Source organism: Variovorax sp. LjRoot130, assembly GCF_964253755.1.
GTDB lineage: Bacteria > Pseudomonadota > Gammaproteobacteria > Burkholderiales > Burkholderiaceae_C > Variovorax.
Genome location: NZ_CAXURM020000002.1, coordinates 981,902 through 998,038, shown reverse-complemented (window position 1 = coordinate 998,038; position 16,137 = coordinate 981,902). Strand labels below are relative to the sequence as shown.

Annotated in this window: 14 protein-coding genes; 4 read left to right on the top strand and 10 right to left on the bottom strand. The window is 64.7% G+C overall.

The features are described 5' to 3' along the window. Positions 1–15 precede the first annotated feature (15 nt). The 7 genes from ACSQ86_RS34595 to ACSQ86_RS34565 all read right to left on the bottom strand — a co-directional run bounded on the left by ACSQ86_RS34595 (position 16) and on the right by ACSQ86_RS34565 (position 6,827). A complete protein-coding gene (locus ACSQ86_RS34595; protein WP_436297329.1) occupies positions 16–1,059 on the bottom strand; it encodes an ornithine cyclodeaminase family protein in 1,044 nt (347 codons plus the stop codon). Beyond that, positions 1,056–2,006 carry a Bug family tripartite tricarboxylate transporter substrate binding protein gene (locus ACSQ86_RS34590; RefSeq protein ID WP_436297328.1) on the bottom strand — a complete coding sequence of 317 codons (951 nt, stop codon included), beginning with the start codon at positions 2,004–2,006 and terminating at the stop codon, positions 1,056–1,058. Before ACSQ86_RS34590 ends, ACSQ86_RS34595 begins: the two co-directional genes overlap by 4 nt. Before the next feature lie 21 nt (positions 2,007–2,027). After that, on the bottom strand, positions 2,028–3,047 hold the full coding sequence (locus tag ACSQ86_RS34585) for a dihydrodipicolinate synthase family protein (protein WP_436297327.1): 1,020 nt from the start codon (positions 3,045–3,047) through the stop codon (positions 2,028–2,030). An 80-nt stretch (positions 3,048–3,127) separates the two neighbouring features. Beyond that, positions 3,128–4,240, bottom strand: coding sequence for an FAD-dependent monooxygenase (locus ACSQ86_RS34580; RefSeq protein WP_436297326.1), 1,113 nt, complete (start codon positions 4,238–4,240; stop codon positions 3,128–3,130). Positions 4,241–4,339: 99 nt separating this feature from the next. Then, entirely contained in the window at positions 4,340–5,527 is a 1,188-nt protein-coding gene (locus ACSQ86_RS34575; RefSeq protein ID WP_436310701.1) for an MFS transporter, read from the bottom strand. Further along, positions 5,520–5,870, bottom strand: coding sequence for a Rieske (2Fe-2S) protein (locus ACSQ86_RS34570; protein ID WP_436297324.1), 351 nt, complete (start codon positions 5,868–5,870; stop codon positions 5,520–5,522). Before ACSQ86_RS34570 ends, ACSQ86_RS34575 begins: the two co-directional genes overlap by 8 nt. Before the next feature lie 9 nt (positions 5,871–5,879). After that, positions 5,880–6,827 (bottom strand): VOC family protein, encoded by a 948-nt coding sequence (locus tag ACSQ86_RS34565; RefSeq protein WP_436297323.1) that lies wholly within the window; start codon positions 6,825–6,827, stop codon positions 5,880–5,882. Between the two features lie 130 nt (positions 6,828–6,957). On the opposite strand from ACSQ86_RS34565, the gene ACSQ86_RS34560 reads away from it, so the two are divergent. The 4 genes from ACSQ86_RS34560 to ACSQ86_RS34545 are packed head-to-tail and all read left to right on the top strand — an operon-like array spanning position 6,958 to position 11,039. Next, the gene (locus ACSQ86_RS34560; protein WP_436310700.1) at positions 6,958–8,094 is read left to right on the top strand and encodes a Bug family tripartite tricarboxylate transporter substrate binding protein; all 1,137 of its coding nucleotides are present in this window, start codon (positions 6,958–6,960) and stop codon (positions 8,092–8,094) included. Between the two features lie 17 nt (positions 8,095–8,111). Beyond that, complete coding sequence (locus tag ACSQ86_RS34555) at positions 8,112–9,197, top strand: aromatic ring-hydroxylating dioxygenase subunit alpha (RefSeq protein WP_436310699.1); 1,086 nt, start codon at positions 8,112–8,114, stop codon at positions 9,195–9,197. 2 nt (positions 9,198–9,199) lie between these two features. Beyond that, entirely contained in the window at positions 9,200–10,150 is a 951-nt protein-coding gene (locus ACSQ86_RS34550; protein ID WP_436310698.1) for a PDR/VanB family oxidoreductase, read from the top strand. Between the two features lie 10 nt (positions 10,151–10,160). Further along, positions 10,161–11,039 carry an ABC transporter substrate-binding protein gene (locus tag ACSQ86_RS34545; RefSeq protein WP_436310697.1) on the top strand — a complete coding sequence of 293 codons (879 nt, stop codon included), beginning with the start codon at positions 10,161–10,163 and terminating at the stop codon, positions 11,037–11,039. A gap of 30 nt (positions 11,040–11,069) precedes the next feature. On the opposite strand, the gene ACSQ86_RS34540 is transcribed toward ACSQ86_RS34545, so the two are convergent. The 3 genes from ACSQ86_RS34540 to ACSQ86_RS34530 form a co-directional block, all read right to left on the bottom strand. Next, positions 11,070–11,651: a TetR/AcrR family transcriptional regulator gene (locus ACSQ86_RS34540; RefSeq protein ID WP_436310696.1), complete on the bottom strand. Its 582-nt coding sequence runs from the start codon at positions 11,649–11,651 to the stop codon at positions 11,070–11,072. A gap of 977 nt (positions 11,652–12,628) precedes the next feature. Further along, positions 12,629–13,999: a DUF1329 domain-containing protein gene (locus ACSQ86_RS34535; protein ID WP_436310695.1), complete on the bottom strand. Its 1,371-nt coding sequence runs from the start codon at positions 13,997–13,999 to the stop codon at positions 12,629–12,631. 23 nt (positions 14,000–14,022) lie between these two features. Further along, positions 14,023–15,858, bottom strand: a complete 1,836-nt coding sequence (locus ACSQ86_RS34530) for a DUF1302 domain-containing protein (protein WP_436310694.1) — start codon at positions 15,856–15,858, stop codon at positions 14,023–14,025. Positions 15,859–16,137: the final 279 nt, after the last annotated feature.

Genomic DNA, 16,137 nt, shown 5'->3' with positions numbered 1-16,137 from the left:
GCTTTGCGAGCTGCATCAACCGATGCGCTTCGGTTCGAACCGGATGGGCAGGGGCGTCGCCAGGCCGGCGGAGCGGGCGAGGTCGAGAATCATCCCCGCGACCACCACATCCTGCAGGCCGGAACCGACCGACTTGTACATCGCCACCCCGCCCTCGCCGCTGGTTCGCTTCACCTTGCCGCACATCAGCTCGTTGAGGCTGACGCACTTCGTATCGGGTTCGATGCCCGCCTGCCGGGCGGCCAGCATGTCTCCTGACTCCTCAAGCACCTCTTCGACGTTGTCGCACACGATCAGCTCGGCGCGCGCCACCACGCTGCTGTCGACCTCCCGCTGGTCGGGAAGCGTCGACCCGATGGACACGACGGTGGCGTGGGGCTCCAACCAGGCGCCCTGCAGGATGGGCTTTTCCCCGTAGGAGCGGGCCGCGGCCAGCACGATGTCGGCGCCACCCACTGCTTCGGCAGCCGAATCGACTGCACGCACATGGACGCCCAACTCTGCGCCAATGCCCTCGGCGAACGCAGCCCGCTTCGCGGGCGTCGGGCTGTAGACCCGGATCTCGTGGAGCTCGCGCACTGCGGCAATCGCCAGCGTGTGCATGCGTGCTTCCAGACCGCTCCCCAGGACGGCAAGGCGGGCACCTCCTTGCGGCGCCAGATGATCCAGGGCGGCCGCGGACGTTGCCGCCGTGCGGTACGCGGTCACCAGGTTGCCGTCGAGGATCGCAGCGAGCGAGCCCGTCGTCGCGTCGAACAGCACCACGACGTACTCGAGCTGCCGACCTTCCTGCCCGAAAGCCATGCCCATCAGCTTGGCGCCGTAGTAGCGGGATCCCGGCGGCACCGCCGTCATGGTGCGCAGCGAAGCGCGTTCCGCCACCCCTGCGGCAATCGTGCGTCGAGGAACGGCATGGGGTCCCATGGGCCGTGCATAGGTTTCCTGCAGGGCCCGCACCGCGGGCAGCCACTGGAAAACGGCAGCGGCAGTCTCGGAAGAGACGAACAGGGGCGCGCCGGCCGCGGCGCTCACGGAGGGATTCACGTTAGAGGTGCTCATTCGAACTTGAGGTTGGCGTCGCGGATGACGCGTTGGTAGAGGTCTGTGTCGTAACGTACCTGCTCGATCAGCTCGCGCGGAGACCCGGAACGAGGGATCATCCCGAGTTCGCGGAAGCGCGCTTTCAGCCCCTCGTTCTGCAAGGCGACGTTCAGCGCGTGGTTCAGGCGATCGATGACGGGTTGGGGGGTGCCCAGCGGCGCGAACATGCCGAGCCAGGAGGTCGTCTCCAGTCCTTTCAGGCCCGCCTCGGCGACCGTGGGGACGTCCGGGATGCGGGGATCCCGTTGGTTGCCAGACACCGCAAGAATCCTCACCTTCCCTGCGTTCGCCAGCTGGGTGGCAGTGGCGTCGAAGGTGAGGTCGATGCGGCCTGCCGCCACTTCGGTCAGCGCGCCGGACGTCGATCGATAGGGAATGTGGACGAGGTGGGTGCGCGTCAAGGACTTGAAGAGCTCACCGCCCAGGTGCGCGCCACTGCCTGGGCCGGCGCTGCCGTAGGTCAGCTTGCCGGGGTTCTTGCGGGCGTATTGGATGAACTCCTGCAGAGTCTTCACGGGCAGCGCCGCGTTGACAACCACCGCGACCGGGTACACCGATGCGATGCCCAGGGGCGCAGCCGCCGTGAGTGCGTCGTACTTCACCGATGGGTCGACCAGCGGGAGGATGCTGTAGGCGATATTCGTGAGCAGAACGGTGTTGCCGTCCGGCTTCGCCGAGAGCGCAGCAGCCGTTCCGATACGCGTCCCACCGCCTGGCCGATTCTCGACCAAGACCGGCTGCCCCAATACCTGTCCCAGCTGCTCGCAAATGACCCGCGCGCCGATGTCGGTGATCCCACCCGCCGCATAGGGCACGATCACGCGAAGCACCTCGGCGGCGCTGGCCGATGAAATCAGCAAGCAGCCGAGTGCGCCGAGAAGCGCGCGGCGCGCAAGGGATTTCATGGTCTTGTCTCCGTGACCGCTTCAGCAGGGATGCCGCCCCACCATGAACGCGCTGTCGGGGTCGGATGTCACTGGAAGACCGGAGGCGGCCAATCCCTGGCGGAACAGCTTCATGAAGCGGTCCGGAATGCGCATGGCCGGCGCTCGCAGCGGGCCGCCGTTGAAGCCCGCCAGCCAGTCCTGGTACTTCCACATGGTGCGGTTGAGGACCGAGGTGCCGCCGATGTAGGCCTGGGTCGCCGCTCCGTTCGCACCGCGTGCCGGGTTGACCTTCCAGTACATCTCCATGGCCTGTTCCCACTCGCCCTTGCGGGCGAGTTCGAAGGCGCGGGGATAGTAGTCGCTCATCCACTGCGTGTTGCTGGTGCCGGAGAACTGCATCTTCATCACGCTCATGAGCGGGATGGCGTCACCCTCGATCGGACAGCTGATGACCACTTCGTCTCGGAAGTGGTGGTACATCTCGCAAATGCCTGCTGGCAGTGGAAAGCCCTGCTCGGATTTGATCGCCACGATGTTCGGACACGCCTGCAGGAGTCGCCGCACCAGGGCGACCGACATGCCCGCAGGATGAATGCGTTCGAACCCCCAGGCAGGCAAGGGAAAGAGCATCACAGCCAGGTTGGTCGCGTCGCAGAACTGCTTGGTGTAGTCGTAGACCTCCTGCTCCGTGGTGGGCCAGAACTGCGCGGGATACGAGAGCAGCACCATGGTGGCCCCGGCGGCTTCCGCCAGCTTGACCGCCTCGATGTTCTCCGCCAGCGAGTTGAAGGCCGCATGGAAGAACAGCCCGAAGCCGGGACCTGCCGTTTCCGCCGCCAACGCCGTGAACCTGGCGTTCTCCTCCGGCGTGATGGCGACCTCGGTGCACAGCAGCGTGTACTTGAATCCGAGCTCCTTGGCCAGTGCGACGTCATGGCGAATGCCGCGCTCATTCAGTCTCTTGAGATCCGCCGAGTAGCTGGGGATCGTCACGGCCGAGCAGCCGATCATGTTTTCCCGGGCCCAGGCCCGGGCGTCTGCGCGTTTGTAGGGGATCATGGTTGGTATCGATTCGCTTGTTGAGGGATGGATGGCGCCTTCATGAAGCGCCGCGGGGAATGCGGGAAGACCGGCATGGTCTACATGGGCTGGCCCAGGTACTGGTATGTCTCCAGCAGGAGGGCTGCAGATCTCTGCGGGTTGGGAACCGGCTCCTGCTCGTACTTGCACAGTTGCAGCGACGCGCTCCAGACCGTCTTCACTCGCTCGAACCGTCGCTTCGTATAAGCAGCCAATGCCTCCTGCAGATCGACCTGGTCCTTCACACACTGTGCGAGGACCACGGCATCCTCGATGGCCATGCCGCCGCCGGAAGTCATCTGCGGCGTCGGCGAGTGCGCCGAATCGCCCAGGAGCACGATGCGGCCCTGGTTCCACGGGGCCGGTACGAGCGTGATGTCGAAGGGGCGGACCAGGACCTGTTGGGGCGCGGTCACGAGCGCCAGTGCATCCTGGATCACGGGGGCGGAGAAGCCGGACAGCCGCTCGCGCACGAGGACATGCAACTGGTCGTCCGGCCAGTGAAGGTGTTCGGCACTGTTCTCCAGGAAGAACAAATAGCATGTCTCCTTCGATGTCGGCAGCGCGCCCACGACGCGCTTGCCGTCCGGCGAGCGGTAAAGACAGAAGCCATCGACCTCCGGAGGCCGCGGCGCGTTGAAGCGCCACGCGCTCTGGCCGGCGAACCGCACCCGATGCTCGGCGCCAAAGAACTGTTCCCGCAGCTTGGAATACGCACCGTCTGCCGCGACGACGAAGTCGTACGCGGCCTCGCGTCCATCGGAAAACACAACGTCGACCCGGTCGCCGCGATCGCTCACGGTCGTCGCGGTGAGGCCGCGCTCCACGGTCGCGCCTGCCTCGCTGGCCGCGGACTCGAGGATCCGGGCGAGCTCCGGACGGCGGATACCGATGCCGGGGGGCGTCGGGTTCGACATGAACAGGTTTCCGGCAGCGTCGTGCTGCTTGAACACCTCGAAACGCAGGCCGCTTGCCAGGCACGGCTCGGCCAGCCCGATCTCCGACAGCGCCCGCATCGTGTTGTGAAGCAGGCAGATGCCCGAGCCGACCGTAGACCTGACCGGCTGGATGTCGATGCAATGTGTCTCCACGCCTGCCTTGGCCAGCGCATAGGCCGCCGTGGCGCCGCCAATGCCGCTTCCAACCACAAGCGCCCGTTTGGCTCTACTCATGTTTTGTCTCCTGTTCCTGGTTCTGACGAGGCGGTCCATCGCCTTCGAGAGCTGATTCAAAGAAAGATCACGTCCACCGTCGACTCGATCCGCATGAACTCACGCGCTCTGCGCATGGAGTTGCGCCTTGCGGCTGCGCAATTGCAGGAAGAAGCAGAAGGCGACGGCGCCGATGGCGACGGCGGCCCAGCCAATGGCCCCGTAGCCATAGAACTTGACCAAAGTCCCGCCCAGGATCGGGCCAGTGGCCGAACCCATCATCAGCATCGCTGGCGTTGCGGAAACGGCGCGCCCGGACGGGTCCAGCTTCGCCAGTACGCCGAACGTGAAGATGTGCGTGAAGATGACCGTGGAGACGAAGAAGGCGCCTGCGGCTGCATAGACAGGGAATGCTGAACTCGATACCAGGGTCAACGCCAGTGCCGCCTGCGCCACCACGCCGGCGAGCACGACCTTGCGGGCATCGAGCCTGTGCTGCAGCATGGCAGCGATCGCACCGGGTGCGAGGTTGACCACCCCGACGACGATCAACAGCAAATGCAGATTGGAAGCTGTGTACCCGCGGTCGGCGCCCATTCGCTCCAGGAAACTGAACACCATGGCTTGCGTCACGTTCATCAGGCTGATGCCGGCCATTGCGCACCATGCCGCATTCGGCAGCGGACCCGCGCTTGGAGCGCGCGCCGCTGCTGCGGCCGAGATGGGTTGTACGTTCGGATACGCCAAGGCCGTGATGCCGCACGCGGCGAGCATGATTCCCCCGAAGACGGCAAAGAGCCCCGGGCCCCCGACCGCGACGATGATCTGGGGTGCGCACACCATGTAGGCGATGCCGAAGAACCCCACCGCCACCTGCATGAAGCCAAAAAGCCGATGCGGGTTGCTCGTGAGGGCGACCGTGCCGTGCGTGACGCTCAAGCCGACCCCGGTGGCGATACCACCCACCGCGTGCAGGACGGCAAGCGTTTCGAACTGGCTGGTGCGCATGCAGGCCAAGAATGCGGCGCCTGCAGCGGCGTAGGCAACGGGGACGATCCAGCGCCCGCGCAAGCGGTGGAAACGTGGCGCCACGACCATGCTCGCCAAGACGGCGCCCGCCAGGAACAAGGTTGCCAACGCACCCGCCTGCTGGGGGTCGAAACCAAAGCGCGCGATCAATGTGCCGACCCACACCGGCAGCGCGACGATGTCCACCATGCCCGCACAGTGAGCCGCCATGAGTGCAATTCGCGTGCGCAGGTTGTCCGTCGAATTCATTGCAAGCCCCTTGGAAAGGTTGTCATTCATCAATGGCTGGTGCACTGATCCATAGCGCACCTGCCGCATCGCGCTCCACCATGACAGGCGTGAGCGATTGCCCGACACACGGGCCCTTCGTGCAGAACCCGGTGTCGATGTCGAACACCGCGCCATGCCCGTAGCAAACGATCGATTGCCCGTCGGCGCTCAGGTACGCGTCCTTTCGCCAGGCCAGCGGCGCCCCGTCGACATGCGGGCAGGCGTCCAGCCATCCCCTCACGCCATCACCGCGCCGGACCACGAACATCGTGTCCCGCAACACGCCTCGCGGGTCGAATCCGCGCGCTGCCCCGTCGGGGAGCTCGTCGACCCTGCACAGGTACGTTCGCATGGCTGCTCTTCAACTCGCCTGACCGGACGGCGGCGGACCACCGGGCGCCCACTTCTCACGGTGCTGGAGCAGAAAGATCTGCGATTCATCCACCTGCATGGGCGCTTCGCGGGCGACCCAGGCGTCGTCGTGCAGGTCCATGTCCGCGTCGTACTCCACGTGGCAGCCCACGGGGCTGTTGAAGTACCAGAACCAGTTGGATCCGAACTTGTGCCGCCCAGGACCCCAGAAGGTCTGATAGCCCTTGGCGGCAAAGCGATAGCCGCATTGCAGCACCGCGGTAGGGCCGCAGAGGTGGAAGGTGAAGTGCTCCACGCCCTTCATGAAGGCGGGAGTCTGGATCAGGAAGAGCGTGTGGTGATCCAGCGTGCCAGCGGGACGCAGGAAGCTGCCGGCGTTCGTGAACCGGTCGGTGCAGCGGAAGCCGAGCCGCTCCGTGTAGAACTTCGAGGCCTCGGCCAGATCGGGCACGAAGTACACCACGTGCGAGAGGGTCAGCGGCCGGAACTCGGCATCGGCGTTGGCTCCAAGGGTGTTGGGTCCGCGGCCGGGCTTGTTGCCGGGCGAGTTGACGGCTTCACCCGGGACGTCGATCTTGCGCCGCACCGACAGCTGGAAGCCGAGAACGAAGCCCATGTCGTCGGAAGCTTCGATCGAACCATCGGGCAAGCGCTTGACCTCGCGGTCGCGGCCGAGTTCGGCCGCAATAGCGTCCAGCGTCTGGCGATCTGCGACGCCGTAGATCGTCTTGCGCAGCATCGTTCCGGTTTCCATCGCCGCAGGCAGCGAGGGGTCGTCGCGGCGTGCAATGACGATGGATGTGCCATCGACAGCCTCGAAGCGCCCGCCGGAATCGCTCACACCGATCGGCGTCAGGCCGTAGTCGGTGAAGTACTGGACGCAAGCGGCGACATCATCGACGCCAAAGACCAGGGAATCAGGTCCAAGGATGTTCATCCGGTTTTCCTTTTTTCGACAGTGAAACGGCCCGAGGCCGACATGTGAACCGGTGCAATCCTATACGCTACGTCTCGTTATGATTTAGGGATAAACCCTTGATGACCTGTTCCGCATGGAAGGCTCACCCGTGACGGCGATTCACGTCGGAGATCCAGTCCCGGCGATTGAAATCGAGCGTCTTCGGGGTTTTCCCGGTATATTTCAATACGGTGCGTATTGTATTATTCACCATCAAACTCCGGGCGCTGAAATCGACCCGACGCCCGATCCACGGAGACGATTCATGATGATCTCGAGACGGCAGGCGCTGGGCGCCGCGGCCGCAATGCTGATGACCGGCGTTGCCGGCAAATCACTGGCGCAGGACTACCCCAGCAAGCCCGTGCGCCTCATCGTCGCGAACCCACCCGGGTCCGGCCTCGACGCCGATTCGCGCTTTTGGGCCGCAGGGCTCACAGCCGTCCTGGGCCAGTCGGTATTTGTCGAGAACCGCCCGGGCGCAGCGACGACGATCGGCACCTCGCTGGCAGCCAAGGCACCTGCGGATGGCTACACCTTGCTCATGGGGATTCCGAGCTCCCTGTGCTACATGTCCGAGCTGTACACGAAGCTGCCGTACAAGCCCTCGGACTTCGACGCCATCAGCCAACTCACGACCTTGCGCAGCGTGATCGTTGCCCACCCCAGCCTGCCCGCGTCCACGGCGTCCGACCTCGTCGCGTTGGCCAAGGCCAGTCCCGGGAGCATCAACGCAGGAACCGTCGGTGTGGGCACCTTCCAGCATCTGCTGGGCGAGTGGTTCGGCGCGATCACGGGGACGAACTACAAGTTCGTGCCGTACAACACCACCAGTCCCTACACGGCGCTGCTTTCGGGCGAGACGCAGGTGATGTTCGATGCACTCGCGGCCTCCATGAGCAATGTGCGCGGCGGCAAGCTGAAGGCGCTGGCGGTGACGGGCAAGAGCCGTCACCCGCTTCTTCCCAACGTGCCGACGTTCGAGGAACTTGGCATCAGGGACTACGACGCCTCGACATGGTTCGGACTCCTCGCCCCCGCAGGCACGCCTCAGGCCGCGCTCGACAAGCTGGCCGCCGCATGCGCCACCATCGCGCGTAAGCCCGAGGTCGCACAGCGGTACTACGACTATGGCGGCGAGCCGGTCGGGAGCACACCGGCGGAGTTCTCAGCCCATATCCGCGCTGAGCGCGACAAATGGATTCCAGTGGTCAAGCGCTCGGGCATCAAGCTCGAACTGAGCTGAAGCAAGTGGAGGCACGCATGTTCATCAAGAACACCTGGTACGTCGCTGCCTGGGACAAGGAAGTCACCGGGGACGGCCTCTTCGCGCGCACCATCATCGGCGTGCCGATCCTCATGTACCGCACTGCGGACGGAACGCTGGTCGCCATGGAGGACCGCTGTTGCCATCGCGGGGCGCCGCTCTCAGTCGGCAGGCGCGAGGGCGACTGCGTGCGGTGCATGTACCACGGCCTCAAGTTCGACTCGAACGGCCAATGCATCGAGGCCCCGGCGCAGCCCCGCATTCCGCCTCAAGCGAAGGTGCGCACTTTCCCCGTAGTCCAGCAGCATCGCTGGATCTGGATCTGGATGGGAGAGCCCGCGAAAGCAGACCCTGCCCTGATTCCGCAAACACCATGGCTGGACCATCCGGATTGGCGCAGCCTCGACGGCTACATCCACTACGACGTCAACTATCTCCTCATTTGCGACAACCTTCTCGACTTCTCGCATCTGCCGTTCGTTCACCCGACCACCCTCGGCGGCGGCGCCGACTATGCCTCGTTCCCGCCCAAGGTGGAGCGTCTCGATAACGGCGTACGCATCACGCGCTGGGCACTGGACACGGAAGCTCCACCGTTCGTCAAGGCAGTGAAGGACTGGCCCGGCAAGGTGGACCGCTGGAACATCTACAACTTCACCATCCCGGCCGTTCTCCTCATGGACTCGGGCAATGCGCCGGCCGGCACGGGCGCGCCGGAGGGCAACCGTGTCGATGCCGTGGAATTCAGAGGATGCCAGGCGATCACGCCGGAGACGGAAAACTCCACGCACTACTTCTTTGCGCATCCGCACAACTTCTCCATCGACAAGCCGGAGGTGACGAAGTCCATTCACCAGAACATCGTGACTGCGTTCGAGGAGGATCGGGCGATCATCACGGCCCAGCAGAAGAACCTCGCGCTGGATGCCGAATTCAAGATGACCCCCTTCGCGATGGATGCGGCGCTGTCGCAGTTCCGCTGGGTCGTGGCGCGGCGCCTGGAGCAGGAAGCGGCCGAAGTCGCGGCCACCGTCGCGGCCGGCGGGTCCCAGCCCGTCACCCTGTACCGACAGCCCGCCTGACCATGCATGACGTGGTCGTGTCCCGCCTCACGCACGAGGCAGAAGGCGTGCTCGGCATCGAACTGCGCGCGGCGGACGGCGGCGCGCTGCCCGCGTTCACGGCGGGAGCGCACGTGGACGTGCATCTTCCCGGCGGCTTGTGCCGGCAGTACTCCCTCACCAACGGTTCTGCGCAGGCAGACCGCTACTGCCTTGGGGTCGGGCTCGCCCCCCACTCGCGGGGCGGTTCCCGGCACTTGCACGAACGCCTGCGCACCGGCGATCGACTGCAGGTCAGCGCGCCGCGCTCCCTGTTCGGCCTGGCCTCCGACGCCCCGGAGCACGTCTTCATTGCCGGCGGCATCGGCATCACGCCGATCCTGAGCATGATCGAGGCCTGCCAGGCTGCGGGCCAACGCTGGCGACTGCTGTACTGCGTGCGCTCGCGCGCCCGCGCGGCCTACCTGTGGCGGCTGGTTGCCCACCATGCCCGCGTGCAGCTGCACGTGGACGAAGAGCAGAACGCGCTTCCCGATGTGGCCGGCTTCCTGCGCGCCATCCCGCGCACGGCCCATGTCTATTGCTGCGGGCCCGCGCCGCTGATGGACGCGGTGGGCCGGGAGGCGGCGGCAGCCAGCCTGCCCGCGCAGGCCGTCCACTTCGAGCGCTTCTCCGCCGACGCCGCTCCAGCCGATGCAGCAACGGACAGGGCGTTCCGGGTGACGCTGCGCCGCCGGGGGGCGACCTACGTGGTGGCGCCCGGGCGGTCGATCCTCGAGACGCTGGAGGAGAACGGCATTGCGCACCCCTGCTCCTGCCGCGAGGGCCTGTGCCGCACCTGTGAAGCGCCGCTGCTCGCCGGCAAGGCGGACCATCGCGACTTTGTGCTGAGCGAGGAAGAGCGCGTCGCGAACACGTCCGTCATCCTTTGCGTCTCACGCGCGCTCGACAACGAGCTGTTCCTGGACCTTTGATCCCGGCTCCATGCTTCTGAGCCTTCTCCCCTTCAAAATGCACACACTGCGAGTTCTCTGGTTCGTTCCTTCCCCATTGGCCGTGGTGGCCGACGCGTTGAAGCTGACAGCAGATGTGACCCTGCACGCGGAGCGCAACCCGTCTTCCGACGCCCAGTTCGAGGCACTCGCCACCGGCCGAGTGGATGCCGTGGTCACGGCAATGGACAACGTGATGGACTGGAACCTGCGCCCGGGACCACACGATCTCCGCGTCGTCGCACAGCTGGAGCGCACCACCCCGTTGACCCTCGTCGGACAGAAGGTCCGAGGGAAGCTCCAGGATCTGTGCGGCGCCACCCTGCTCGTCGACGCACCCCACAACGGCTTTATCGTGGCGTTGCGCGCGATGCTGGCCGAGGAGGGGATCAGTCCCGATGCATATGCGTTGGAACCGGTTGGCGGGGTGACGGAACGCTATGACGCGATCGTGGCCGGGCGCGGCGATGCCACTCTCCTCGGCCCTCCGTTCGACGCGATGGCACTTCAGGCAGGCCTCAGCCGCATCGCAAGCGTGCAGGAGCGTTACCCCACTTTCCCTGGACAAGGCCTCGTGGTGAGCGCGGGTGCGCTGGAGCGGCTGCGCCCCACCCTTTTCGCATGGCTGCGCGGCCTGGAGAGCGCGCGCAAGCGCATGGGCAGCGACCCCGACGCGGCACGCCAAGCCTTGGCCTTTGCAGGCTTCCCCGCTACGGCCGTGGAAGCCATGGTCCGCTCCGCGCCGGTCTCGCTGCGCCCGGATCGCGCCGGGGTCGAGCTGCTCATCGAGCAGCGCCGCCTTGTCGGCCTGCCAGGCGCCGATACGGTCTACGAGGAACTGGTGAATCCCTCGGTTCTGCCCGAGGACTGAAGCCGCCTCGCCCCGGAGCTGGCCAGAAGCCTAGGCAGCCTTGCGCCGCCTGGCCGGCGCCGCAGCGGGCTCCTGCTGCGAAGGAGCCAGCACCTGCATGATCGCGGCGCAGTGCGCATCCGCGAACTTCTTGTCCAGCGGCAGGTGCCCCATGAGCAGTCGGAAGTAGATCGGGGCATACATGACATCCATCTGCAGTTCCGTGTCGATGTCACTGCGGAACTCGCCGCGCAGGCGCGCTTGTTCCACCACTTCGCGAACGACGGCGCGCCGCCCGTACCAGAAGCGCTCGCGGAATTCGCGCAGCACGTCCGGGTCGCCCTGCCCCTCCGCCATGATCTGCGAAACGATCCGACCCGACCAGCCGCTGTACTCTTCCACCAGCAGATGGATATGGCGTATGAGTGCCTCGCGAGGGCTTATGCCCTTCGGCATGGGCGTGTGGCTCACGTGGGCATGCAGGAACGCCTCGATGACCACCGCAGCCTTCGAGTTCCACCACCGGTAGATGGTGGCTTTGCCTACTCCCGCCTCGCGCGCGATCGACTCGATCGAGATCTGCTGCAGGGGTGTCGTCTCCAGCAGCTTCAGCGCCGCATCGAGGATGGCCACGCGCGATGCGTCGCTGCGCACCCGCCCGGGCGAGCGCGGGCGCAGCGCGCCTGGGCCCGTGCCCACAGCAAGTCTTGCCGTGGTCGATGCAGAAGAACGGGCGCGAGCCTTGGCTGCGGCCCCCTTGGAAGAACTTTTGGTAGGCAAGGAAATCCCGATGCTAGTAAGACGGCTCCATTATCCGGGCCCCCATGCGCACAGCTGCACCGCGCAGAGGAGGCAGCCGGCCGGGCATTGCAGCGACGATGCGGCGTACCGTTCGCGGACGCGCCGGGCTCTTTCGCGTTCTGCTTGCATAGTTGCCTCAGTATCCACGCCAGGCACCTTCCTGGTTGGAATGTATCGAGTCGTCCCGTATTCTATTACGCGAGATCAGCCTCGCCGCTACCGCGCACGCGTATTGCGCTACTTGCCCGAACCTTCGATGTCCCGGTCGACAATGGCACCCGTATTCGGCGTTGCCGTCGCAAGGGTGCATCGAGCTGGCGGAAGAACGCCGAACCGATGGCGACGTCTGATGCCCCTAGGAAGTCCTTCCAGCAGAGACACCACACGCAGTTCCAGTCAACGAACACCTCGTTCATATCCGACACACCGAAGCAGATGGGGCCGAAGCCGGTCGTGTGCGGCGACGGCCGAGTGCATCGCCGCGCTGGAAAGTGGACCGTGTCGTGCTTCAGCCGGGAAAGTGACCTGGCAGGCGGCTCACACCTGGATGTCGCCGACGCAGAAGTCGAACTTGTTGCGAGAAAAGACCCTCAACTTCTCGAAGTTCTTGACTCGCCACACGATGTGGCCGATCAAAGGACTCGCACTACGCCGGCGATGTCTCCGGCGTTTCAGCACGATACGAACCCTCTTCCAAGCGGAAGCGGGTTTGCGCGTCCGTGCATCCGACAATGTCGAGACCGAAGTCCCGGTGGAAATGGGGTGGACGACTCCAGATCGTCCATACCGTAGATGGAACTGCAAGGTACTCAGCGCACGCTGTCGCCAGCCAGTGCGTCGGGCGAGAAATGCTTCTCGGGCAAAGGCTTCGGCAGGAGTCGATATTGCTCCTTGGAAGAATTCATCAGCTCGGCAACGAAATAGGTCCCCGAGAGCAGGTCATAGGTGCCCCATGCGGTGCCGACGACCGCGGGAATATCGGGCATCGCAACCGGAATGGAAAAAGGCATGCGCCAAAGTTGTCCATTGGCGTCCCAGCGGTCCGCAACAACCGGCCACCAGCTGTCCTCATCGACGTAGTAGCGACTCTTCGTGGAAGTGTGGCGCTGCCCAGGCTTCAGCTCGGCTTCTACCACCCAGACGCGGTGCAGTTCCCAGCGGACATGCTCAGGATGAAGATGGTGCGGACCCAACACATCCGTGTCCTTGGTGGGCACGAGCAGCCGGTTCGAGTTGTATGGGATGTACATCTCCTTCTTGCCCACCAGCTTCCAGTCGAAGCGCTCCAGGCGGGTGGCGAAAGTCTCGATCTCGTCGAACGTCACGATACCCGCGGACGTGGGATGCGGCGTGTCGCAACAGGAATTGGGCAGCTTGCGGACACGCCGCTGTCCCGTCAGGTAGACCCAGGTCGCGGTCTTGCTCTCATCGACGAACAGGTGCCCCAGGATCGCTTCGCCAGCCCGCAGAGCTGGAGCCGAAGTGGCAACTCGCACCATCCAGTAGGCGCCATCGAAGTTCTCCGCCGAACCCTCGCGGTAGTAGTAAGGGGCGATGTTGTCGACGTTCACCGTATGCACCAGAACCGGACGGCCATCGGCGGTCACCTGGTAGCCGCTGCTTTGCTGGTTCCATGCGGCGCCGCGCCAGCGCACCTGGGTGTTCAGCATGACTTCGGCTCCGTTCTTCGGGATGGGGAACGGAATGCCGCCGAACGCGCCCTTGGTGACGGGACCGGCGGACGTGTCCTGCGCTGTGGCCCGTGTCGCATTCTGGAAGGTGTTGTCATACACCCACTGCGGTGCCGCAGCGGTGCGGTGCGTGGGATACACATCGACCCGGAAACTGTCCGGGTACTTCCGAAGCATGGCCTTGGTGCCCTCGGTCAGCTTGTCCGCAAACTGATCCATGTTCTTCGCGGTAATCTGCAGCGTTGGCTTCTCTGACGCAAACGGGTCCGGCCTGCGGTCGCCATTGCGAAATCCCAGCGTCGCCGCCGTCAGGCCGCCATTCCAAGCCGGGATGGTGCCGTCACGGTTGCCGGCCCGCTCGGCGCCCAAGGGCGTCAGTTCGCCCTTGAGCTTGGCCGCCTCGGCGGCGCTCACGCCGGCGTGGGCGGCCCCGGCGGTGAAGAGTGCGGCAAGGATAGCGGCGCTGCACTTGATCGTGGTGGATGTCATGGAAATGTCCTCACTGGCGAATGTCACAGGGTGCGGCTTACCGACAGCGCGACGAAATCGCGGTCGCGCAGAAACTGGCGGTACGAGAAATTGTTATTAGTGTCCAACAGCGTCCCCTTGGAGCCGAAGAACCGCGTGTAGGCAAGACTGAACTTCCACACGCCCAGGTAAGTGCCGTTCAGACCCACGGTGAGGTCTCCGCCGTTCTCCGGAGGCATGGCGATGCCCAGCGCACGCGAACGCGAGCCCTTGGGGCTGTAACCAATGCCGATGGGAACACCGAGATCCAGCCCGGACACGACCTGGCGATACAGCGGTTCAAACTGCATGCGCAGCGCGACAGCATCGCGAGTGGAGTTGGCGTCCACCGCGCCGGGGTTCTTGCTGATCGACAGGACACGGTTCCAGCCGATCTCGCCCAGGAAGGTCGCTTCATTGAAGAGCGGTGTGCGCGGAACGGTCCACAGCGCGTTCAAGTTGAGGTGCGCCGTCTTGCCGACTGCATAGGCGGGGTTGCCACTGTTGTTGCTGGGCAGTCCACCGAAAAAGGACGCATCCACGGCACGGCTGCTGCTGGCGAGATCCTGGTTATGGCGAATCGAACCTTCGGCAGCGACGTTGACGTCGCCGAACGTGCGCGAAGCGCTGGCGCCGAATGCCGTGATGTTCTGGGGGTACACCAGCCGGTAGCTGACCGGCCCGGGAATGACACCACCAAAGGCCGCAGGCGCCAATCCAACGGAGATGATCTGCTGATGGGTCTTTTCATGAAAGCGGATCAGGTACAGGCCATAGTCGGTCTCGTCCGAGCGCAGCCGCAGTTGAACGCCGCCCTGGCCGCTGTCGCGGGCGCGCTGGTCATCAAGGCGCGGCGCGTTGGCTGCGAAAGGGCTGCCCGGGCCTGCGAGGAGGAGCCGCTCGGCACCTTCAGGATTGGCATCGACCCCCGAAAAGTAGCTGCCTACCGCCGGCAGGCGATTGGGTCGCCACTTGAACTGGTAGTACGCGCCGATCGAGAACGTGGGAGTGATCTGAAACTGAGCCGAGACCTGGGGAACCGGGCGAATCGCCTCCTTGAACTGCGTATTCGGCACGGACACGAGCTTGGTTACGTCGACCGGGTTCATGCCGCCCGCGATGGCGTTGTTTCCGAAGAATAGGCTTTCACCCCAGACCAAACTGTGCTGCCCGAGCCTCACAGTGCCCCGCGTGGATCCCATGTCGAAGCCGCCGAACACAAATGCGTCCAGCGCCTCGAGCTTGCGCCCATGCAACCGGCGTGTCGCATCCGTGAACGCATTGAAAGGAACCGAGACCTGATTGGGAAAGGCTCCGCCGGCGAAACCAGGGTTGTCGTTGGTTTGGTTGTAGACGTTGTCGTACCAGCCGGCGGCGCTGAAGCGCAGGCCGTGACGCTTGGCGTAGACGGCGTCGAGCTCAGTAAGAAGATCCAGGCGGTTGGAGATCAGGCCCTTGTTGAAGTTGCGGTCTCCGTCATCGTTGTTCGGTCGGCGCAGCAAGGCTGAATCCTGCCCTCGCAGCCGCGCGGCCGCACTGTACTTGATCGTGTTGTCCCAGCGCACACTGAGATCGGGGTTGCCCGTGTCGAACTCGATGGCGAACGCATTGGCTCCGGCCACACATGCCGTTGCCCCCAGCGCAAGCCGCCGCAGTCTGGCGGACCCCGGTAGACGGTTTCTTTTCACCTTGTTCTCCTCGTTGATGTAATCGTTGGTGGCAATGCGCGGGGTCTCGCTCGTCGGCACTAAGGCAGCACGGCCCGATGCTCCGCAGCTGCGAGGTGCTGAAGAGGATGGGCTGACGCGCCTGGATGCGTCGAGCGCTGCACTCGAGAGCATTCCCGGTTCCTATCGGGCGGTCGTCACGTGGGATGACCCAGGCGTTGGTAGGTCTGCAGCAGCAACGCCGCCGAACGCTGGGGGCTTGGAACAGAAGCAGGCTTCACTGTGACTCCGACAAGATCGAACCGAATGCGAAACTGTACGTCTCGATTTACTACAAGTTATTCGGTGTTTACCCCGATCTCCCAGTCACGCAAGACGCCGGTTTTCCCCATTGACGTCACAGTCACCCGCACCTAGCATTCGACGACGATACGGTCCGTATCAGTTCGCTTG

Excerpts from the sequence above, each read along its gene's own strand:
- ACSQ86_RS34595 (WP_436297329.1), bottom strand. The coding sequence starts at position 1,059 with ATGAGCACCTCTAACGTGAATCCCTCCGTGAGCGCCGCGGCCGGCGCG.
- ACSQ86_RS34590 (WP_436297328.1), bottom strand. The coding sequence starts at position 2,006 with ATGAAATCCCTTGCGCGCCGCGCGCTTCTCGGCGCACTCGGCTGCTTG.
- ACSQ86_RS34585 (WP_436297327.1), bottom strand. The coding sequence starts at position 3,047 with ATGATCCCCTACAAACGCGCAGACGCCCGGGCCTGGGCCCGGGAAAAC.
- ACSQ86_RS34580 (WP_436297326.1), bottom strand. The coding sequence starts at position 4,240 with ATGAGTAGAGCCAAACGGGCGCTTGTGGTTGGAAGCGGCATTGGCGGC.
- ACSQ86_RS34575 (WP_436310701.1), bottom strand. The coding sequence starts at position 5,527 with ATGAATGACAACCTTTCCAAGGGGCTTGCAATGAATTCGACGGACAAC.
- ACSQ86_RS34570 (WP_436297324.1), bottom strand. The coding sequence starts at position 5,870 with ATGCGAACGTACCTGTGCAGGGTCGACGAGCTCCCCGACGGGGCAGCG.
- ACSQ86_RS34565 (WP_436297323.1), bottom strand. The coding sequence starts at position 6,827 with ATGAACATCCTTGGACCTGATTCCCTGGTCTTTGGCGTCGATGATGTC.
- ACSQ86_RS34555 (WP_436310699.1), top strand. The coding sequence starts at position 8,112 with ATGTTCATCAAGAACACCTGGTACGTCGCTGCCTGGGACAAGGAAGTC.
- ACSQ86_RS34550 (WP_436310698.1), top strand. The coding sequence starts at position 9,200 with ATGCATGACGTGGTCGTGTCCCGCCTCACGCACGAGGCAGAAGGCGTG.
- ACSQ86_RS34545 (WP_436310697.1), top strand. The coding sequence starts at position 10,161 with ATGCTTCTGAGCCTTCTCCCCTTCAAAATGCACACACTGCGAGTTCTC.
- ACSQ86_RS34535 (WP_436310695.1), bottom strand. The coding sequence starts at position 13,999 with ATGACATCCACCACGATCAAGTGCAGCGCCGCTATCCTTGCCGCACTC.
- ACSQ86_RS34530 (WP_436310694.1), bottom strand. The coding sequence starts at position 15,858 with ATGCTCTCGAGTGCAGCGCTCGACGCATCCAGGCGCGTCAGCCCATCC.